Raw genomic sequence first — 15,947 nt, 5'->3', positions numbered from 1 at the left:
CCGTACGCTTTCGGCGTGACCCGCCTCACGCGCCGCCCGCCCGTGGCACCGCCATCAGCCAGTCCGCCCCCGGCAGATGCGGGAAGCCTCGGAAGTTCAGGAAATTGTCGAATTTCAGACGACAGGTCTCGCCCCGCTTGTCGCAGCCCGCGACGAGGCGCAGCGCCGTGCCGGGCGCGAGGTCGGCGCCGACGGGCCGCCACAGGTCGAGGATCCGCGCGCCCGCCTCGACCCGGTCCTCGCGGATCTCCGCCGCGAGCCCGGCGCCGGGCCCGTCCAGCACCTCGACCCGGCCATGGGCGAACCAGCCCGCCACCGGCCCGTCGGGCCAGTCGAGGCGCAGCCGGGCGCCCTCCGCCGCGCCGAGCGGGCGCGCCACCGAAACACCGGGCTGGTCGAGATCGACCCCGCAGCGCGCATCGCCGAGGCAGGCGTCGCAGCGCGGCTGGTAGACCCGGCCCAGCGGTTGGTTCAGCAGGTCCGAGAGCCCGCGCAGCTCGGCCCGGAACAGCGTGCCGTCGCGGCGGATCTCGCCCAGGCGCCCCCGGAACTCCAGCAGCCGCTGCTCGGGCGCCGCCCAGTTGACCCGCCAGAGCCGCAGCTCGGCCCCGTCGAGCCGGCCTTCGGCGATCTCGGCCTCGGTGATCCCCGCATCCGAGATCGCGCCCAGCGCCTCGCCGGTATCGGCCGCGAGCCCCGCGCCCTGCACCAGCGCGCTGGCGCTTATCCCCGTTTCGGGCCGGAACGCGATGCCCTCGAAGGACAGCGCCCGGTCGTGATCGGTAAAGCCGCGCTCCAGCCCGTCGGCGCGCCTGAGCGCCCAGGCGCGGCAGAGCGTCGTCACCCCGCTCGCGAGATGGCCATCGAGCCCGCTCACAGCCGGATCTCCACCACCGGGATCTCCGGCACCGTCCCGGCCCGGAACCCCGCGACCGATCCCGACAGCGTCTCCGTGTCGAACCGCGCCGGCACGTCGAACTCGAACCCGGCGGTGACGATCTCGCCCATGGCGGGCGGCACCGCGAAGCGCACCAGCCCCGTGGCGTGATCCACCTCGACCCCCTCGCCCGGGCCGATCTCGTCGCCGCCCACCGCGACCCGGACGCTGCCCGCGATCGGCTTGGCGATGGGACGCAGATAGGGGCTCGGGCCGTCGCCATAGCGCTTGACCAGCTGGAACGCCGTCGTGGTGTCGTCGCCGAAGCCGATCTGCTGGTCGAGAGGTTCGATCGGGCGCGCCGCCGGGGCCGAGCGGAAGTCGAGCCAGTCCTTCCAGCGAAACCCGAAGAGCGGGCCGCGCCGCGCCTCGAAGAAGCCCATCACCGTCTCGACGTCCTCGAGCGCGCGCAGCCCCAGCCCGGCGTCGTAGCGCCGCCGCGCATGCGCCCAGGGGCTGTTGCGCTCCTCGAAGCCATTGGCGAGGGTGACGATCTCGCAGCGCCGCTCCGGCCCGCCGGAGGCACCGAAGCTCAGCGCGACGGGAAATCTCACATCGTGGAACCCCATATTCGCCTCCCTCACCTGTCGCGGCGGCCGCGATCGACCGCGCGGGCGATCTGCGCCGCCACCTGCCCGCGCGAGCGGCGGAACCCCTCGATGTCGGGCGTGGATATGTTGACCGTGACCTGCGCCGCGCCGCCACCGCCGCCCGCGGCGACGCCGAGCCGGCCGTCGGCGCCGCGCGCCAGCGGCAGGATCGCCTCCGGCCCCGCCTCGCCCATCAGCCCGGCGCCGCCGCGCATCGGAAAGGCCACCGGCCCCGAGACCACGCCGCCACGGGCGAATGGCGTGACCCGCCCGCCCGCGAAGGCACCGCCCTCGGCGAAGGGCATCAGCCCCGCCACCAGCCCGTTCACCCCCTGCGCCAGCATCCCGCCGAGCCGGTCGGTCACGGGCCGCATCGCGTTGCCGTAGACGGTGCCCGACATGCTCCCCGCCAGCCCCTTGAGCGCGCCGCCGACCGAGCGGCCCTCGAACAGCACGCCGTCGATGGCGCGGCGGATGCCGCCGGAAAAGCCGCGCTCCAGCCGGCCGAGATCGCGCGTCGTCTCGCTCAGCCCGGCGCGCATCCGCTCCAGCTCGCGCGAGAAGCTCTCGGCGACGCCGCCCGCCTCCTCCATGGCGCGTTCCAGCGCCTCGAACTCGTCCTCGGTCATGTCCTCTCCCCGTCAGGATGCTCGCGGCACAGCGCCTCGAAGCGGGCCCGGTCCATCGGCGCGGGCCCGGGCGGGCCCAGCATCAGCCGCAGCTCGGCCGGGGTCAGCGCCCAGAACTCGGACGGCCTGAGCCCGAGCCCGCCGATCCCCGCCCGCATCATCGCCGCCCAGTCGAGCCGCATCAGCCGATCTCCCCGAAGGCGCGCGCCACCAAGAGCGCGGCGAGGCGCGCCGCCTCGACCGGCCCGCCCTCGATCTCGGCCGCCACCAGATCGGCGGCCCGGCCGGGCCAGCCGCCGCCCCTCAGCCCCGCGACGATCAGCGCCATGACGTCGCGCGCCGAGACCTCGCCGCCTTCGAGCCGGGCCACCAGCGCCGCGATGCTGTCGGCACCGAGGCTCTCCTCCAGCTCGGCCAGCGCGCCGAGGCTCAGCTTCATGACGTGGCGCCGCCCGTCGAGGATCAGCGCCACCTCGCCGGCGCGCGGATTGGCCATCAGGGCGCCGCCTCGAAGGCGAGCGGCCCGGCCGAGACCAGCGCGATCTCGAAGCTGGCCTCGCCGTCATGGCTGCCCGCATAGTCGATCGAGGCGATCTGGAACGGCCCGGTCATGGTGCCGAAATCGGGGATCACCAGCTGGAAATCCGGCGTCTCGCCCGCGAAGAAGATCGCCCGCGCCCGGGCGTCGGTCGAGGCGTCGCGGAACACGCCCGAGCCCGCCACGGCGGCCGAGCGCATGCCGGCACCGCCCAGAAGCTCGCGCCAGCCCTCGCTGCCCAGATGGGTGATGTCGACGCTCTGCGCATTGAGCGTGAGCCGCGTCGCGCGCAGCCCCGCCATGGTCTCGAACAGCCCGTCGCCGGTCATGTCGATCTTGAGCAGGAGATCCCTGCCGTTCTGAGCCGCCATCCTCTGGCCCTCCCTCGCTTGTGTTCAGACGTCCTCGCTGCGTGCGCGGAACACCAGGTCGATGCGCCGCGCCTCGCCGCTGCCGATCCGCTTGGCCCGGGCGCGCAGGAACCACAGCCCCACCAGCCGCCCGCGATCCAGCGCGGGGGCGGTGCCCGCCAGCGCGTCGCAGATCGCCGCCGCCGCCAGCTTGGCGCTTCGGAACCCGGCCGCGTCGCTGACCACGCTCACCGTGATGTGGTGCAGCGCCCCCGCCGCCGTGCCGTCGGAGCGGTCGCGCGCCGTTTCGGGGCCCAGCACCGCGTAGAGCGGCGGCAGCGGCCCGGCGGGCAGCGCGTCGTAGATCGCGGCGCCCAGCAGGTCGGCCAGGGGCGGATGCGCCGCCAGCCGCGCATGGATCGCGGCTTGCAGCGCCGCCGAGACCGCGTAGCTCATCGCGCCACCTCCTCTTCGGCCTCGCACAGGAGATAGCGCCCCTCGGCGTCGAGCTCGCGCACCGCGCGGATCGCGAAGATCCGCGCCCCCTCGCGAAAGCGCTGCTCGGGCGCCGGGCGCATCGTCGAGCCCGGCGGCGCGGCGCGGGTGACGATGCGCAGCCTGACCCGGCTCAGCGCCGCGCCCATGCCGTCGAGATCGCGCCCGGAACGGGCCTCGACCGAGGCCCAGAGCGTGCCCAGCGCGGTCCAGCCGCGCTCGAACCCGCCAGCGCCGTCGGGGGCGCGCCGGGGCGCTTCGAGCAGGAGCGCCCGGTTCAGCCGCACCGGCCTCATGCCCCGCCCCCCGCCGAAAGCCGCAGCGCCCGGAACCGCTCGGTCAGCGCGGTGACGCCGAACGGCATGCAGCCCGGACCGAGCGCGGTGTCGTGCCGGTATTCGTGGTAATGCGCCGCCAGCATCATCACCGCCTGCGCCAGATCGGCGGGGATCTCGGACCAATGCGCCCCGTAACCCGCCTCGAAACCGATGCGCGCGGTGCCGCCCTGCGGTATGCCCGGCCAGCCCGCCGCGACGGGCAGGAGATGCGGCCGCTGGTCGTCCATTACGGCCTGCCAGCGCTCGGGGGCGACGGCCACGGCCACGCCCTGCGCGTCGACGATCTCGAACGCCGTCACCGCGCGCAGCGGCGCCACCGGCAGCGCCAGCCGCCGCGCGTCGCGCCAGCGCCCGACCTCCAGCACGAAGCCGCGCGCCAGCAGCACCTTGCCGGTGCGGCCCTCGATCGCGGCAATCGCCGCGCGCAGGAATCCCGCCAGCGCCGCGTCCTGCAACCCGGCCTCGGCAAAGCCGGTGCCGATCCGCAGATGCGCGCGAAAGCCCTCGACCGGCAGCGCCGCCTCGGGCACAGCGCCCGTTTCGATCAGTCTCATCACCCGTCCTTTCGCGGTCGCAGCCATGATGCCGGGCCGCGTCGCCGCGCGGCCCGGCCCCCCCGCATCAGGCGATGCCGAATTTCAGCAGCTTGATCGCCGCGAAATCGCTCACCGCGCCGCCGACCCGCTTGGTCGCGTAGAAGATCACGTGCGGCTTGGCCGAGAACGGATCGCGCAGCACCCGCAGGTCGGGCCGCTCGGCGATGGTGTAGCCCGCCTCGAAATTGCCGAAGGCCACGGCGCAGGTGTCGGAGGCGATGTCGGGCATGTCCTCGGCGATGAGCACCGGATAGCCCAGGAGCCGCGCCGGTTCCCCCGCCGAAAGGCCGTCGGACCACAGGAACCGGCCATCGGCGTCCTTGAGCTTGCGCAGCGCGCCGGCGGTGCGCGAGTTCATCACGAAGCTCGCGCCCGCGCGATACGGCGCGCCGAGCCGGTAGACGAGGTCGATCACCGCATCGGCCGGGTTCGCGGCGTCGAAGCCGCCATCGGTGCCGGTCGCGACATAGCCGAGGCTGTTCCAGGCCCAGCCCTCATCATCGACCCGCGGATAGTCGAGGATGCCGCGCGGCTTGTCGACGCCGTTGCCCGAGACGAAGGCCGCGGCCTCGGCCCGCGCGAAGGTGTCGGCGATCCGGCCCGCGAGCCAGCCCTCGATGTCGAAGGCGCTGTCGTCCAAGAGCCGCTGCGAGGTCTTGGGCAGCGCCGAAAGCTCGTGCAGCGGGATGTTGATCCGGTCGATCTGCGGCGTGCCGGTCTCGGTCCGCGCCGAGGTCTCGTCGGCCCAGCCGGCGCCCGGCTCGGCATGGTCGATCAGCACGTCATACGAGCCCGCATCCACCGCCACGACGCTGGCGATGGCGCGCAGCGAGGCGGTCGCGCCGAGCACGCCGCGCACCCGTTCGGCGGTCTGCGGATCGACGAGATAGCCGCCATCGGCGGCGACCGTGGTGCTCATCGCCTTGCCCTCGAGCCCGAGCCCGCGCAGCCCCTCATCCTCGCCGGTGCGCAGATAGGCGCCGAAGGCGGCGCGATGCGGCTGGCCTGCGGTCTTGGCTTCGAGCGGGCTGCGCGCGGCGAGCGCGGTCTTGCGGTCCAGTCGGGTCATCCGGTCGTCCTGTGCCTTGAGTTTCGTTCGGATCTCGGCCGAGAACCGGCCCAGCTCTTCCATCAGCCCGCCGATCTCGCGGCCAAGCTCGTCGTCATCGTCACGCATCGCGTTCCCCCTCTCGTCCCCCGAGCGCGCCCCGCGCCGCCCGTATCTTCGCCAGAAGCGCGCCCGACCGCTTGGTGCCGACCCGCGCCTCGCGCAGCATCGGGAAGGTCACCAGCGACACCTCCCACAGCTCCAGCTCGTCGAGCCTGCGGCCCGTGCCCGCCTTGCTCGACCGCCGCGTCCGGTAGCCGATCGACAGCCCGTCGATCGCCCCCGCCGCCACCAGCGCCGCCGCCTCGCGGCCCTGCGCCACCTCCGTGAGGATCCGGCCCTTGACCCATAGGCCCGTGCCGTCCTCGCGCACCTCGTCCCAGACGCCGATCGGGCGCGCCGGGTCGTGCTGCCACAGCATCCGCACCCGGCCGCCGCAGCCCTCCAGCCGCTTCAGCGAGGCGGCATAGGCGCCCGGCGCCACCACGTCGCCGCCCTGGTCGGCGCGGCCGAACAGCGAGGCGTAGCCCGAGATCACCGCCCCCTCGCCGATCTCCAGCGGCCCGGTGCGATCCGTGCCGCCCGCGCAGAACTTGCGTTCCAGTTCCATCAATCCCTCCCTCAAAGCCCCACGATCCCCTGCGCCGCCTGCGCGCCGATCGCCGCGACGACGCCGTAGACGGCGAGCCAGAGCCGGCGCTCCAGCCGCTCCATCACCGCCTCGATCCGCTCCAGCGTCGCGGCCACCTGCGCGAATTGCAGCGCCACGAGCCGCTCATGCGCCTCGATTTGGAGGCCCGGCGCGCAGGCGAAGCGATGTTCGCGCAGATCATCCATCCGAGCCGACCTCGCGCGCGGGCAGGCCCAGCAGCGCGCGTTTTTCCGCATCGGTCAGGAACAGCGCCTCCGAGACGCGGCGCCACTGGCCGTCGCGCTCGGCGGCCAGGGCGGGCACCTGGTCGAGATCGACCCGAAGCTCGAACCGTTCGCCCGCGAAATCCGACAGCCACTCGGCCAGGGCCGCCGCGACCCGCGTCATCAGCGGCAGCACGGTCAGCCGGTAGAAGGCGCGATTGGCTTCCTGGTAATTGGCATAGGTGGCGTCACCCGGGATCCCGAGGATCATCGGCGGCACCCCGAAGGCCAGCGCGATCTCGCGCGCCGCGGCCTCCTTGGTCTTCTGGAACTCCATGTCGGAAGGGCTGAAGCCCATCGGCTTCCAGTCGAGCCCGCCCTCGAGCAGCATCGGTCGGCCGGCGTTGCGCGCGCCCTGGTGCTGGCTCTCCATCTCCTCGACCAGCCGGTCGTATTGATCGGGGGTCAGCCCCGCCTGCCCGTCGGCGCCGCGATAGACGATGGCGCCAGAGGGGCGCGCGGCGTTGTCGAGAAGCGCCTTGGACCACGCCGAAGCGGCGTTGTGCACGTCGATCGCGCTGGCGGCGGCGGTGAGCGCCGAGAGACCGTAATGGTCGTCCTGCGGGTGAAAGCTCTTGATGTGGCAGATCGGCGTAAGGCCATCCGTCACCGTGAAGCGGTGCTTGGCGCCGCCGGCGGCATATTCATAGGCCGTGGGCCAGCCATCCGCGCCGGGCACCAGCGCCATACGCTCCGAGCGCAGCACGTGCAGCTCGTAGGGCAGCCCCTCGGCGCCCACCGCCTCGACATAGCCGTTGCCGGTGAGCAGGATCTGACCGACCAGCGCCTCGATCATCTCGGCCCGGCCCTGTCCGGAATTGGGCCGCGCCAGGAGCGCCAGCGCCGGGTGCTCGTCATAGCGGCGGCCCCGGTCCTGCAGCATCAAGGGCAGCGCCGCCGCCGCCTCGGAGATGAGCCGGACCGCGCGAAACCCCACCGGGTTGCCCAGAAAGCCCGCCCGGGTGAGCGATCCGGTGTCGCGCGCGCTCCAGGCCGGGCGGCCCGCCCCGGGCCATGCGAGGCAGCGCCCCGCCGCCGAGGCCTTGGCCTCGGGCGCCCCCTTGCCGCGCTTGAGAAACTCGAACATCGCCGCCCCCTGCTGGTCGTCTTCCTGGCTCGGGGAGGAGAATGGCAGCGCCGGGTTGGGAAAGCCGGAACGGCGCGAACGGTGGTCAGGCCGGGGACGCAACGGCCAGGGGTGGAGGGGGCTGCCGCCCCCGCCGCGTGCCGCGGCTCCCCCGCGCGTATTTTCGGAACAAAGTCGGGCCCGGGAGTCGGGCTTCAGAGCTGCCGCAGACGCGGGCGGCGCCATTGCCGGGCCGGCAGGATCATCAGCTCGTGCAGCGCCCAGACCAGCGCGTCCACCCGGTCGGGCGAGCCCGACCCGACGAAACCCCGCGCCGTCATCTGCGCCATCTGGTCCTCGAGCGCGCCGAGACCGCGCAGGTGATGCACGCGGCCCTGCTCGTAGAGCGCCGCGACCGGCTCGGCCCGGCGCGCCTTGCCGCGGCTGGCATGCAGCGCCCGGAACGGCACCAGAGGGTCGATCTGGCGCACCACCGCCTCGACCAGCGCGCCGCCCTGGTTCACCTCGGCGACCATCCGCCCGGCCTCGTGCCGCGCCATGGCCGCGCAGGCGGCGCGGGCCCAGCCATGCGGCGAGGCCGCCGCCACCGTGGCATCCTCGAGCACGAAGGCGCGCCAGTCCTGCGGCGGCCCCTTGGTCACGGCGCCGGCCACGACGATGCCGCAGGCGTCTGAGCCGGCATGACCGCTTACCGATGGGTCGACGGCGACGACGACGCGGTCGAGGGCGGGCGCTGTCTCGACCGTGCAGGCGGCCAGCATGTCGGCGGTCCACAGCGCGCCCTCGGCATCCGCCAGCAGCACCCCGTCGAGCTCCTGCCGGCCTTGCCGGGTGCCGGCGTAGCGACGGGTCATCTCGTCGAGGAATCCCCGGGCGAGGTTCGCCGCGTTGGCGGCGGTCGGCGCATGGGTGGTGACGGTGCTGTCGGCGGCCAGCAGGTCGCGCAGCACCGCCACGTTGCGCGGCGTCGTGGTGACGCAGGCGCGCGGATCGCCCAGTCGCAGCCCGAATTGCAGCATGTCCCAAGCCGCCTGCCCGCGCTTCCACTTGGCCAGCTCGTCGGCCCAGGCCGCGTCGAATTGCGGGCCGCGCAGCGCCTCGTAATCATGCGCCGAAAAGAGCTGCGCCACCGCGCCGTTGGGCCATGTCAGCATCCGCCGCGTCGCGCTCCATTCGGGGCGGCGATCGGGCGGTGAACAGGCCATGATGCCGCTGTCGCCGAACACCATCACCTCGCGCGCCTGGTCGAGCGTTTCGCCCAGAAGCGCCACACGGCGCGCGGGTCCAGGCGCGCCGGGGCGCGCGCCCTCGACCTGCGCGCGGACCCATTCGGCGCCGGCGCGGGTCTTGCCCGCGCCGCGCCCGCCCAGGATCACCCATGTGCGCCAGTCGCCTGCGGGCGGCAGTTGATGCGGCAGCGCCCAGACGTCGAAGAGCCATGGCAGCGCCGCCAGCTCGACCGGCCCGAGCCCGTCGAGAAACTCAGCCCTCGCGGCAGCAGGCGCGCAGGCGATCCAGCCGGCAACCGATCCGTCGCCGCGCCTCGTCGAGATCGAAATCGCCCGCGGCGAGCCCGTCATCCTGTCGCCTGTGCCAGTCATTGAACTTCCTCTCGACCTCGAACGCCCCCTTAAGAGCGCTCTCCAAGTCACTGATCTTTTTCTGAATGTCCTTCGGGGCTACGGCATCCGACCGTAGCTCCGTCAGCAGGTCCGCCAGCGTCGACCGCACCGATGACAGGAGCAGCCATGCGTCCTCCCATTCCTTGCGACGCGCGGCTTCGTTCGGTCCCGAGGGGCCCGTCATCTCGTTCATCTTCCATTCTCCCGGCTGTGTCCCGGCCGGGAGCGGACATGAAAAAGGCGGCGCCGGGTTGCCCCGGTGCCGCCTCGTCGTTCTTTCCCAGCCTGTGCTTGACCCTAGGTCATACCGCGCGGAATGTCAATCGAAACGAGTTGAAGTGCGCCCTACAAGCGCCCGTCCCGTTTACGAAAAATCAATTCTGGGCTGCGCGCTCGGCCTCGATCTTGCGCCATTCGGCGACGTTGCTGTTATGCTCGGCCAGCGTTTCGGCGAAGGCATGGCCGCCGGTGCCATCGGCCACGAAGAACACGTAGTCGGTGGTCGCCGGGTTCAGCGCCGCCTCGATCGCCGCGCGCCCGGGATTGGCGATCGGCGTCGGCGGCAGCCCGTTGATCACGTAGGTGTTCCACGGGGTCTCGGCCTGAAGCTCGCTGCGGCGCAGGCCCCGGCCCAGCACGCCCTTGCCCTCGGTGATGCCGTAGATCACCGTCGGGTCGGTCTGGAGCGGCATGCCCTGGCGCAGCCGGTTGATGAAGACGCTCGCGACCTGCGGGCGTTCGGCGGCGATGCCGGTCTCCTTCTCGACGATCGAGGCGAGGATCAGCGCCTCTTCCGGGCTCTCCAGCGGCAGGTCGCCGGCGCGGTTCTCCCAGGCCTCGGCGAGGATCGCGGCCTGCGCCGCCTCCATCCTGTCGAGCACCGCCTCGACCTGCGTGCCCGGCGCGATCTCGTAGCTGTCGGGTGCGAGGCTGCCCTCGGCCGGGATCTCCTCGACATCGCCTTCGAGCGTGTCGAGCGCGTTGAGCGCCTGCACCACCTGCCAGGAGGTCACGCCCTCGGCCATGGCGATGCGGTAGCGCGTATCGGCGCGGCCGCGCATCTCCGTATAGGCTTCGGGGATCTCGACGCCCTCGGCGGTCGGGTCGAACTCGGCGAGTTCGTTGAATTCCGAACTCGCGGGGTCGAGCTCGCGCACCTCGGCCAGCACCGCGTTGACGCCGATCTTGTAGAGGATCTCGGTGCCGCAGGTCGAGGCGCCGCCGCGGGTCACGATGTCGACGATCCGCTCCATCGAGGCCCGCTCGGGGATCAAATGGCTGCCGGCCTTGAGCTGGCCCGCCTTCTCGGAATACTCGGCACCGATGCGGAAGATCGGCGCCGAACCGATCGCGCCCTGCTCTTCGAGCCGGGCGCTGACGCTGCGCATGTTGGTGCCCGGCTCGACCCGCAGGCAGATCGCCGCCTCGAGCGGGCCGTCGCCCGAATACTCGTTCACGCCCCAGGCGATGACCCCGGCGGCGCCCGCGAGACCCACGATCAGGAAGGTGATCGTGTTCGAGGCGAGATGACGCCACATCAGGAGGCGACCTTTCCGAACAGCACGCTCGCATTGGTGCCGCCGAAGCCGAAGCTGTTGGACAGCGCATAGTCGATGCGGCGCTCGCGCTTCTGGTTCGGCGCGAGGTCAACGACGGTCTCGACCGCCGGGTTGTCGAGGTTGATGGTCGGCGGCGCGACCTGGTCGCGGATCGCGAGGATTGAGAAGATCGCCTCGATCGCACCGGCAGCGCCGAGCAGGTGACCGGTCATCGACTTGGTCGAGGACATGGTGACCTTCGAGGCCGCCTCGCCCATCATCCGCTCGACCGCGCCGAGCTCGATCGTGTCGGCCATGGTCGAGGTGCCATGGGCGTTGATGTAGTCGATCTGCTCGGGCGCGATCCCGGCATCCCTGAGCGCGGCGCGCATCGCCCGCTCGCCGCCCTCGCCATCCTCCGACGGGGCGGTGATGTGATAGGCGTCGCCGGACAGGCCGTAGCCCAGCACCTCGGCATAGATCTTGGCGCCGCGCGCCTTCGCGTGCTCGTATTCCTCAAGCACCACGATGCCGGCGCCCTCGCCCATGACGAAACCGTCGCGGTCGGCGTCATAGGGGCGGCTCGCCGCCTGCGGGTCCTCGCGCCGCTTGGTCGAGAGCGCCTTGCAGGCGTTGAACCCGGCGATGCCGATCTCGGAGATCGCCGCCTCGGCGCCGCCCGCGACCATCACGTCGGCCGAGCCGTACTTGATCAGCCGCGCCGCGTCGCCGATCGCATGCGCGCCGGTCGAGCAGGCGGTGACCACCGAGTGGTTCGGCCCCTTGAAGCCGTAGCGGATCGAGACCTGGCCCGAGATCAGGTTGATCAGCGCGCCGGGAATGAAGAAGGGCGAGACGCGGCGCGGGCCCTTTTCCTTGATCAGGATCGCCGTCTCGGCGATCGAGTTCAGCCCGCCGATGCCGGAGCCGATCATCACCCCGGTGCGCTCGCGCGCCTCGTCATCCTCGGGCGCCCAGCCGCTGTCCTCGACCGCCTGTTGGGCGGCGGCGATGCCGTAGAGGATGAAATCGTCGACCTTGCGCTGCTCCTTGGGCTCCATGTAGGCGTTCGCGTCGAAACGCACCGACGGATCGGCATCCTCGCCGCGCGGCACCTCGCAGGCATAGTTCGTCGCGAGATGGCTCGCGTCGAAGCGGGTGATGGTGCCCGCGCCGGATTTCCCGGCCAGGATCGCGTCCCAACTCGGCTCGACCTTGTCTGCCAGCGGCGTCACCAGCCCCAGCCCCGTCACGACCACTCGCCGCATCTGACCATCCTCTTCGCAATAACTCGCGCTCTGATACCGCAGGGCTTCGCGCGGGAGCAAGAGCGCGGGCGTGGCGAATTCGCGGCTCGGCGCCACTGCGCAGCTTAACGCGGAGTTCAGCAAGATCGGCTTTGCTGCGCAAAAGGAGTTCCGCCATGCGCGTCTGGCCCGTGCTGCTGTTCATGATGCTGGCCACGCCGCTGCGGGCCGATCCCGCCTGCGATACCGTGGCGGCGCTCGGCCGCGTGGTGACGAGCGCGCAGGACCGCGATGTCGCGATGCTGAACCGGGCGCTGCGGCGGATCGATGCGGCGCGGGCGATGTGGAACCTCGCGGATCACCCCTTGGTGCGGCATCGCACGGAGATCGAAGCCGCGCTGCGGATCGCGGCAGATTGGGCCAATGCGGCGCGCGGACCGGGCCTCGACCGCGCGCCGCTGTCCCCGGAGGACGAGGCCGCCCTCGCGCGGCTGGAGGCGTTGCTGGCCGGCGCCGGCTGCGGTGACGAGATCGGCGCCCCGGGCGCGTCGGGCTTGGCCGAGCGCAAGGTCGGGGCGGTCGCGGGAAGCGGGGGCTGGCAGGCGATCCGGCTCGTCGGCGTCGGCGTGGCGGCGCTGGTCGTCGCCGGGTGCGGCGGCGCGCTGGCCTGGGTTCTGGTGCGTCACGGGCAGAGGCGACGACGGCGCGAGCAGCGCCATTCGGTCAACCTGCCCGCGCGGCTGCGCAGCGGCGGCGAGGAGATCGAGGCGCGGCTGCTCGACATCAGCCGGCTGGGCGCCAAGCTGCGGATCGACCCCGGCGTCGGAGCGCCGGACCCGTCGCGGATCGTGCTGTTTCTGGGCGATCGCGAGATCGAGGCGGCGCCGCGCTGGCGCAACACCCATTATCTCGGGGTGCAATTCGTCAAACCGCTCAGCGAGGAGATGATGGCGCCGCTGATCCAGCCCGCGCGCGGGCCGCGCGAGGGGCCCTGAATCGAAAACGGCACCCGCGAGGGGTGCCGTTTCCCATGCCAGGCCGGAAGGCCGTGGCCCCGTCGGTTACTGCGCTTCCTTGATGAAGCGGACCGCGTCGCCGAAGGTCTGGATGGTTTCGGCGGCATCGTCGGGAATCTCGATCCCGAACTCTTCCTCGAAGGCCATGACCAGCTCGACGGTGTCGAGGCTGTCGGCGCCCAGATCGTCGATGAACGAGGCGTTCTCGACGACCTTGTCCTCTTCGACACCCAGATGCTCAACAACGATCTTGCGCACGCGGTCGGCGACGTCGCTCATAACAGTTCCTCACGTCTTTCCGGCCCATTTGGGCCTTTTTCTCTTGCCCCGAAGGACATTCTCATGCCCGAGCGGGCCGCTCACCGACAGGGGCCGTGACGGCCCCTTCCGGAAAATCTCGTCGTCCTTTAGCAGAGAATCCGGGCCGCGCAAACGCTTTGTGGGCCCCGATCTTCCCGGCCTCAGAGCATCGCCATGCCGCCGTTGACATGCAGCGTGGCACCGGTGACATAACCCGCCTCCGGGCTCGCCAGATACAGCACCGCCGCCGCGATCTCCTCGGCCTCGCCCATGCGGCCCGCGGGAATCTGGCCCAGGATGCCCGATTTCTGCTCGTCGTTGAGCTTGTCGGTCATCGCCGTGGCGATGAAGCCCGGCGCCACGCAGTTCACGGTGATGCCGCGGCTGGCGACCTCGTAAGCGATCGATTTCGACATGCCGACCATGCCGGCCTTGGCGGCGGCGTAATTGGCCTGGCCGGGGTTGCCGGTGGCGCCGACGATCGAGGAGATGTTGATGATCCGGCCCCAGCGCGCCTTCATCATCGGCCGCACCACGCCCTTGCACAGCCGCATCGTCGAGGTGAGGTTGACCTCGAGCACCTGCGCCCAGTCCTCCTCGGACATGCGCATGAACAGGTTGTCGCGGGTGATGCCGGCGTTGTTGACGAGGATGTCGAGCCCGCCCATCGCCTCGATCGCCTGTTTGGGCAGGGCGTTGACCGCCTCGGCCTCGGACAGGTTGCAAGGCAGGACATGGGCGCGGTCGCCCAGGGTCGCCGCCAGTTCCTCGAGCGGCGCGGTGCGGGTGCCGGACAGCCCCACGGTGGCACCGGCCCCGTGCAGCGCGGTGGCGATGGCGCCGCCGATGCCGCCAGAGGCGCCGGTGACGAGCGCGCATTTCCCGGTCAGATCGAACATGTGTGGTCTCCTGCGTAAGCGGTTGGCAACGGGTCTAGCAGCGCCGAGGCGCCCGGACCACCGCCCGCGCGCATCGCCGCGCGCGCGGGTTCGCGTATTTGTGGAACAAAGTGGCCGCGACTTCAGCCCTTGGCCGCCGCGACATCCTCGGGCGTGCCGATGGCGCGGGTCTCGGCCCCCTTGGCGATGCGGCGGATCATCCCCGAGAGCGCCTTGCCGGCGCCGACCTCCCAGAAGGCGGTGACGCCCTGCGCCGCCATGAACTCCACGCTTTCGCGCCAGCGCACCGCGCCGGTCACCTGCTCGACCAGCAGCGTGCGGATCAGCGCCGGGTCGGAGACCGCGTCGGCGCGCACATTGGCGACCAGCGGCACCGCCGGCTCGCGGATGTCGACGCCTTCCAGCGCCTCGGCCATGGCGCGGGCGGCGGGCGCCATCAGCGCGCAGTGGAACGGCGCGCTGACCGGCAGCAGGATCGCGCGCTTGGCGCCCTTTTCCTTGGCGATGTCGAGCGCCCGCTCGACCGCGGCGCGGCTGCCCGAGATCACCACCTGAGAGGGATCGTTGTCATTGGCGGCCTGGCAGGTCTCGCCCTGCGCGGCGGCCGCGGCCACCTCGCGCGCGGCGGCGAGATCGAGGCCCAGAAGCGCGGCCATCGCGCCCTCGCCCACCGGCACCGCGTCCTGCATCGCCTCGCCGCGCAGCCGCAGCAGCCGCGCCGTGTCGTCGAGGCGCAGCGCGCCGGCGGCGCAGAGCGCCGAGTATTCGCCCAGGGAGTGGCCTGCCACGTAGGCGGCGTCGGTGACGCCGATGCCCTCGGATTTCAGCGCCGCCATCGCGGCGATCGAGGTGGCCATCAGCGCCGGCTGAGCGTTGCGGGTGAGGGTCAGGGTCTCGATCTCGCCCTCGAAGATCAGGGTGCTGAGCTTTTCGCCCAATGCCGCGTCGACCTCGTCGAACACGGCGCGCGCGGCCGGATAGGCCTCGGCCAGCGCCCGGCCCATGCCGATGGTCTGCGATCCCTGCCCCGGAAAAACGTATGCGCGCATGGCCCTGCTCCCTTGTGATGCGGTGCGTTGCGCCACCGCATAACGGCTCGGGCCCGCCGCGACAAGAAAGCCTCAGCCCATGGCAGCGCGGCGGAACAGCGGCACGCCCGGCCGCTGCGGCAGGCCGAGATCGGCCTCGATGCGGCGCGCCAGCTCGGAAATCGCGTGCAGGTCGCCCTGCGCCACCCGCACCGAGAGGTTCTCGCCCGACAGCCGCAGCTCGGCCCGCAGCGCCATGCGCCGCGCGTCGTGGCGGTCGCGGATCTCGGTGGCGCGGAATTCGTCGAAGCCCCAGCTCGCGACCTGCTCGATCCGACCGCCGGGACGGCGCAGCACCTCGCGCACCAGCCGTCGCTCGGTGTCGAAATGCATCTCGCTGCGGCTGCTGAGCCCGGCATAGCAGAGCAGCCCGCCGCCCAGCGCCACCGCCAGCGCCAGCTTGGCCCAGAGCGCGGCGTCGAACGGCTGGCCCAGCGGCGACAGCCAGACCGCCCCCGCCGCCGCGGTGACGCCGAGGCCGAAGGCCCAGATCGCGAGGAGGCCGAGGCCGGCCAGCCGGCGGCAGCGGGGGCCGCAGCCGAGCACGAGGGGGGCATGTTCGGAGCGGGCTTGGGCGGATGCGTTCATGAGGCGCGACCTTGGAACCTGTGCAATCGGACAGGTCGAGCTTCCATAGGGATAAGGGCGGGATTA

General features: G+C 72.0%; 22 protein-coding genes. 1 reads left to right on the top strand and 21 read right to left on the bottom strand.

The window, feature by feature from the left end:
• Nucleotides 1–25: 25 nt before the first annotated feature.
• From O4G76_RS09770 to fabF, 17 genes are all read right to left on the bottom strand, one after another.
• On the bottom strand, nucleotides 26–877 hold the full coding sequence (locus tag O4G76_RS09770; RefSeq protein ID WP_269397159.1) for a DUF2163 domain-containing protein: 852 nt from the start codon (nucleotides 875–877) through the stop codon (nucleotides 26–28).
• Nucleotides 874–1,506, bottom strand: a complete 633-nt coding sequence (locus O4G76_RS09765) for a DUF2460 domain-containing protein (protein WP_269397158.1) — start codon at nucleotides 1,504–1,506, stop codon at nucleotides 874–876. Before O4G76_RS09765 ends, O4G76_RS09770 begins: the two co-directional genes overlap by 4 nt.
• A gap of 11 nt (nucleotides 1,507–1,517) precedes the next feature.
• On the bottom strand, nucleotides 1,518–2,156 hold the full coding sequence (locus O4G76_RS09760; RefSeq protein WP_269397157.1) for a phage tail tape measure protein: 639 nt from the start codon (nucleotides 2,154–2,156) through the stop codon (nucleotides 1,518–1,520).
• Complete coding sequence (locus O4G76_RS09755; protein WP_269397156.1) at nucleotides 2,153–2,338, bottom strand: rcc01693 family protein; 186 nt, start codon at nucleotides 2,336–2,338, stop codon at nucleotides 2,153–2,155. Before O4G76_RS09755 ends, O4G76_RS09760 begins: the two co-directional genes overlap by 4 nt.
• Nucleotides 2,338–2,652: a gene transfer agent family protein gene (locus O4G76_RS09750; protein ID WP_269397155.1), complete on the bottom strand. Its 315-nt coding sequence runs from the start codon at nucleotides 2,650–2,652 to the stop codon at nucleotides 2,338–2,340. The genes O4G76_RS09755 and O4G76_RS09750 overlap by 1 nt, the downstream gene beginning before the upstream one ends.
• Nucleotides 2,652–3,065: a phage major tail protein, TP901-1 family gene (locus O4G76_RS09745; RefSeq protein WP_269397154.1), complete on the bottom strand. Its 414-nt coding sequence runs from the start codon at nucleotides 3,063–3,065 to the stop codon at nucleotides 2,652–2,654. The genes O4G76_RS09750 and O4G76_RS09745 overlap by 1 nt, the downstream gene beginning before the upstream one ends.
• Before the next feature lie 24 nt (nucleotides 3,066–3,089).
• The gene (locus O4G76_RS09740) at nucleotides 3,090–3,500 is read right to left on the bottom strand and encodes a DUF3168 domain-containing protein (protein WP_269397153.1); all 411 of its coding nucleotides are present in this window, start codon (nucleotides 3,498–3,500) and stop codon (nucleotides 3,090–3,092) included.
• Nucleotides 3,497–3,835, bottom strand: a complete 339-nt coding sequence (locus tag O4G76_RS09735; protein ID WP_269397152.1) for a head-tail adaptor protein — start codon at nucleotides 3,833–3,835, stop codon at nucleotides 3,497–3,499. Before O4G76_RS09735 ends, O4G76_RS09740 begins: the two co-directional genes overlap by 4 nt.
• Entirely contained in the window at nucleotides 3,832–4,431 is a 600-nt protein-coding gene (locus O4G76_RS09730; protein ID WP_269397151.1) for a hypothetical protein, read from the bottom strand. The genes O4G76_RS09735 and O4G76_RS09730 overlap by 4 nt, the downstream gene beginning before the upstream one ends.
• A gap of 67 nt (nucleotides 4,432–4,498) precedes the next feature.
• Entirely contained in the window at nucleotides 4,499–5,650 is a 1,152-nt protein-coding gene (locus tag O4G76_RS09725; RefSeq protein ID WP_269397150.1) for a phage major capsid protein, read from the bottom strand.
• Entirely contained in the window at nucleotides 5,643–6,191 is a 549-nt protein-coding gene (locus O4G76_RS09720; RefSeq protein WP_269397149.1) for an HK97 family phage prohead protease, read from the bottom strand. Before O4G76_RS09720 ends, O4G76_RS09725 begins: the two co-directional genes overlap by 8 nt.
• 11 nt (nucleotides 6,192–6,202) lie before the next feature.
• Nucleotides 6,203–6,418, bottom strand: a complete 216-nt coding sequence (locus O4G76_RS09715) for a hypothetical protein (protein ID WP_269397148.1) — start codon at nucleotides 6,416–6,418, stop codon at nucleotides 6,203–6,205.
• Nucleotides 6,411–7,583: a phage portal protein gene (locus O4G76_RS09710; RefSeq protein WP_269397147.1), complete on the bottom strand. Its 1,173-nt coding sequence runs from the start codon at nucleotides 7,581–7,583 to the stop codon at nucleotides 6,411–6,413. The genes O4G76_RS09715 and O4G76_RS09710 overlap by 8 nt, the downstream gene beginning before the upstream one ends.
• A 194-nt stretch (nucleotides 7,584–7,777) precedes the next feature.
• Entirely contained in the window at nucleotides 7,778–9,163 is a 1,386-nt protein-coding gene (locus tag O4G76_RS09705) for a DNA-packaging protein (RefSeq protein WP_269397146.1), read from the bottom strand.
• Nucleotides 9,066–9,398 (bottom strand): hypothetical protein, encoded by a 333-nt coding sequence (locus O4G76_RS09700; RefSeq protein ID WP_269397145.1) that lies wholly within the window; start codon nucleotides 9,396–9,398, stop codon nucleotides 9,066–9,068. Before O4G76_RS09700 ends, O4G76_RS09705 begins: the two co-directional genes overlap by 98 nt.
• A 181-nt stretch (nucleotides 9,399–9,579) precedes the next feature.
• Nucleotides 9,580–10,743: an endolytic transglycosylase MltG gene (gene mltG / locus O4G76_RS09695; RefSeq protein ID WP_269397144.1), complete on the bottom strand. Its 1,164-nt coding sequence runs from the start codon at nucleotides 10,741–10,743 to the stop codon at nucleotides 9,580–9,582.
• The gene (gene fabF / locus O4G76_RS09690) at nucleotides 10,743–12,011 is read right to left on the bottom strand and encodes a beta-ketoacyl-ACP synthase II (RefSeq protein WP_269397143.1); all 1,269 of its coding nucleotides are present in this window, start codon (nucleotides 12,009–12,011) and stop codon (nucleotides 10,743–10,745) included. The genes mltG and fabF overlap by 1 nt, the downstream gene beginning before the upstream one ends.
• Before the next feature lie 155 nt (nucleotides 12,012–12,166).
• Here fabF and O4G76_RS09685 point away from each other — a divergent pair, with 155 nt between their 5' ends.
• A complete protein-coding gene (locus O4G76_RS09685; protein WP_269397142.1) occupies nucleotides 12,167–12,985 on the top strand; it encodes a PilZ domain-containing protein in 819 nt (272 codons plus the stop codon).
• 66 nt (nucleotides 12,986–13,051) lie between these two features.
• On the opposite strand, the gene O4G76_RS09680 is transcribed toward O4G76_RS09685, so the two are convergent.
• From O4G76_RS09680 to O4G76_RS09665, 4 genes are all read right to left on the bottom strand, one after another.
• The gene (locus tag O4G76_RS09680; RefSeq protein ID WP_017929475.1) at nucleotides 13,052–13,285 is read right to left on the bottom strand and encodes an acyl carrier protein; all 234 of its coding nucleotides are present in this window, start codon (nucleotides 13,283–13,285) and stop codon (nucleotides 13,052–13,054) included.
• A 182-nt stretch (nucleotides 13,286–13,467) separates the two neighbouring features.
• Nucleotides 13,468–14,205, bottom strand: coding sequence for a 3-oxoacyl-[acyl-carrier-protein] reductase (gene fabG / locus O4G76_RS09675; RefSeq protein WP_269397141.1), 738 nt, complete (start codon nucleotides 14,203–14,205; stop codon nucleotides 13,468–13,470).
• A gap of 122 nt (nucleotides 14,206–14,327) precedes the next feature.
• Entirely contained in the window at nucleotides 14,328–15,254 is a 927-nt protein-coding gene (gene fabD, locus O4G76_RS09670) for an ACP S-malonyltransferase (protein ID WP_269397140.1), read from the bottom strand.
• A 72-nt stretch (nucleotides 15,255–15,326) separates the two neighbouring features.
• Nucleotides 15,327–15,881 carry a hypothetical protein gene (locus O4G76_RS09665; protein WP_269397139.1) on the bottom strand — a complete coding sequence of 185 codons (555 nt, stop codon included), beginning with the start codon at nucleotides 15,879–15,881 and terminating at the stop codon, nucleotides 15,327–15,329.
• Nucleotides 15,882–15,947 lie beyond the last annotated feature (66 nt).

This window comes from Limimaricola sp. G21655-S1, from assembly GCF_027213785.1.
Classification (GTDB): Bacteria; Pseudomonadota; Alphaproteobacteria; order Rhodobacterales; family Rhodobacteraceae; genus Limimaricola.
Note: the sequence above shows the minus strand (reverse complement) of the source record. Positions and strands in the feature narration are given on the sequence as shown.

Excerpts from the sequence above, each read along its gene's own strand:
- O4G76_RS09740 (WP_269397153.1), bottom strand. The coding sequence starts at position 3,500 with ATGAGCTACGCGGTCTCGGCGGCGCTGCAAGCCGCGATCCATGCGCGG.
- O4G76_RS09750 (WP_269397155.1), bottom strand. The coding sequence starts at position 2,652 with ATGGCCAATCCGCGCGCCGGCGAGGTGGCGCTGATCCTCGACGGGCGG.
- O4G76_RS09680 (WP_017929475.1), bottom strand. The coding sequence starts at position 13,285 with ATGAGCGACGTCGCCGACCGCGTGCGCAAGATCGTTGTTGAGCATCTG.
- O4G76_RS09765 (WP_269397158.1), bottom strand. The coding sequence starts at position 1,506 with ATGGGGTTCCACGATGTGAGATTTCCCGTCGCGCTGAGCTTCGGTGCC.
- mltG (WP_269397144.1), bottom strand. The coding sequence starts at position 10,743 with ATGTGGCGTCATCTCGCCTCGAACACGATCACCTTCCTGATCGTGGGT.
- fabD (WP_269397140.1), bottom strand. The coding sequence starts at position 15,254 with ATGCGCGCATACGTTTTTCCGGGGCAGGGATCGCAGACCATCGGCATG.
- O4G76_RS09725 (WP_269397150.1), bottom strand. The coding sequence starts at position 5,650 with ATGCGTGACGATGACGACGAGCTTGGCCGCGAGATCGGCGGGCTGATG.
- O4G76_RS09665 (WP_269397139.1), bottom strand. The coding sequence starts at position 15,881 with ATGAACGCATCCGCCCAAGCCCGCTCCGAACATGCCCCCCTCGTGCTC.
- fabG (WP_269397141.1), bottom strand. The coding sequence starts at position 14,205 with ATGTTCGATCTGACCGGGAAATGCGCGCTCGTCACCGGCGCCTCTGGC.
- O4G76_RS09760 (WP_269397157.1), bottom strand. The coding sequence starts at position 2,156 with ATGACCGAGGACGAGTTCGAGGCGCTGGAACGCGCCATGGAGGAGGCG.
- O4G76_RS09730 (WP_269397151.1), bottom strand. The coding sequence starts at position 4,431 with ATGAGACTGATCGAAACGGGCGCTGTGCCCGAGGCGGCGCTGCCGGTC.
- O4G76_RS09710 (WP_269397147.1), bottom strand. The coding sequence starts at position 7,583 with ATGTTCGAGTTTCTCAAGCGCGGCAAGGGGGCGCCCGAGGCCAAGGCC.
- O4G76_RS09715 (WP_269397148.1), bottom strand. The coding sequence starts at position 6,418 with ATGGATGATCTGCGCGAACATCGCTTCGCCTGCGCGCCGGGCCTCCAA.
- fabF (WP_269397143.1), bottom strand. The coding sequence starts at position 12,011 with ATGCGGCGAGTGGTCGTGACGGGGCTGGGGCTGGTGACGCCGCTGGCA.
- O4G76_RS09700 (WP_269397145.1), bottom strand. The coding sequence starts at position 9,398 with ATGAACGAGATGACGGGCCCCTCGGGACCGAACGAAGCCGCGCGTCGC.
- O4G76_RS09745 (WP_269397154.1), bottom strand. The coding sequence starts at position 3,065 with ATGGCGGCTCAGAACGGCAGGGATCTCCTGCTCAAGATCGACATGACC.
- O4G76_RS09755 (WP_269397156.1), bottom strand. The coding sequence starts at position 2,338 with ATGCGGCTCGACTGGGCGGCGATGATGCGGGCGGGGATCGGCGGGCTC.
- O4G76_RS09720 (WP_269397149.1), bottom strand. The coding sequence starts at position 6,191 with ATGGAACTGGAACGCAAGTTCTGCGCGGGCGGCACGGATCGCACCGGG.
- O4G76_RS09705 (WP_269397146.1), bottom strand. The coding sequence starts at position 9,163 with ATGACGGGCTCGCCGCGGGCGATTTCGATCTCGACGAGGCGCGGCGAC.
- O4G76_RS09735 (WP_269397152.1), bottom strand. The coding sequence starts at position 3,835 with ATGAGGCCGGTGCGGCTGAACCGGGCGCTCCTGCTCGAAGCGCCCCGG.
- O4G76_RS09685 (WP_269397142.1), top strand. The coding sequence starts at position 12,167 with ATGCGCGTCTGGCCCGTGCTGCTGTTCATGATGCTGGCCACGCCGCTG.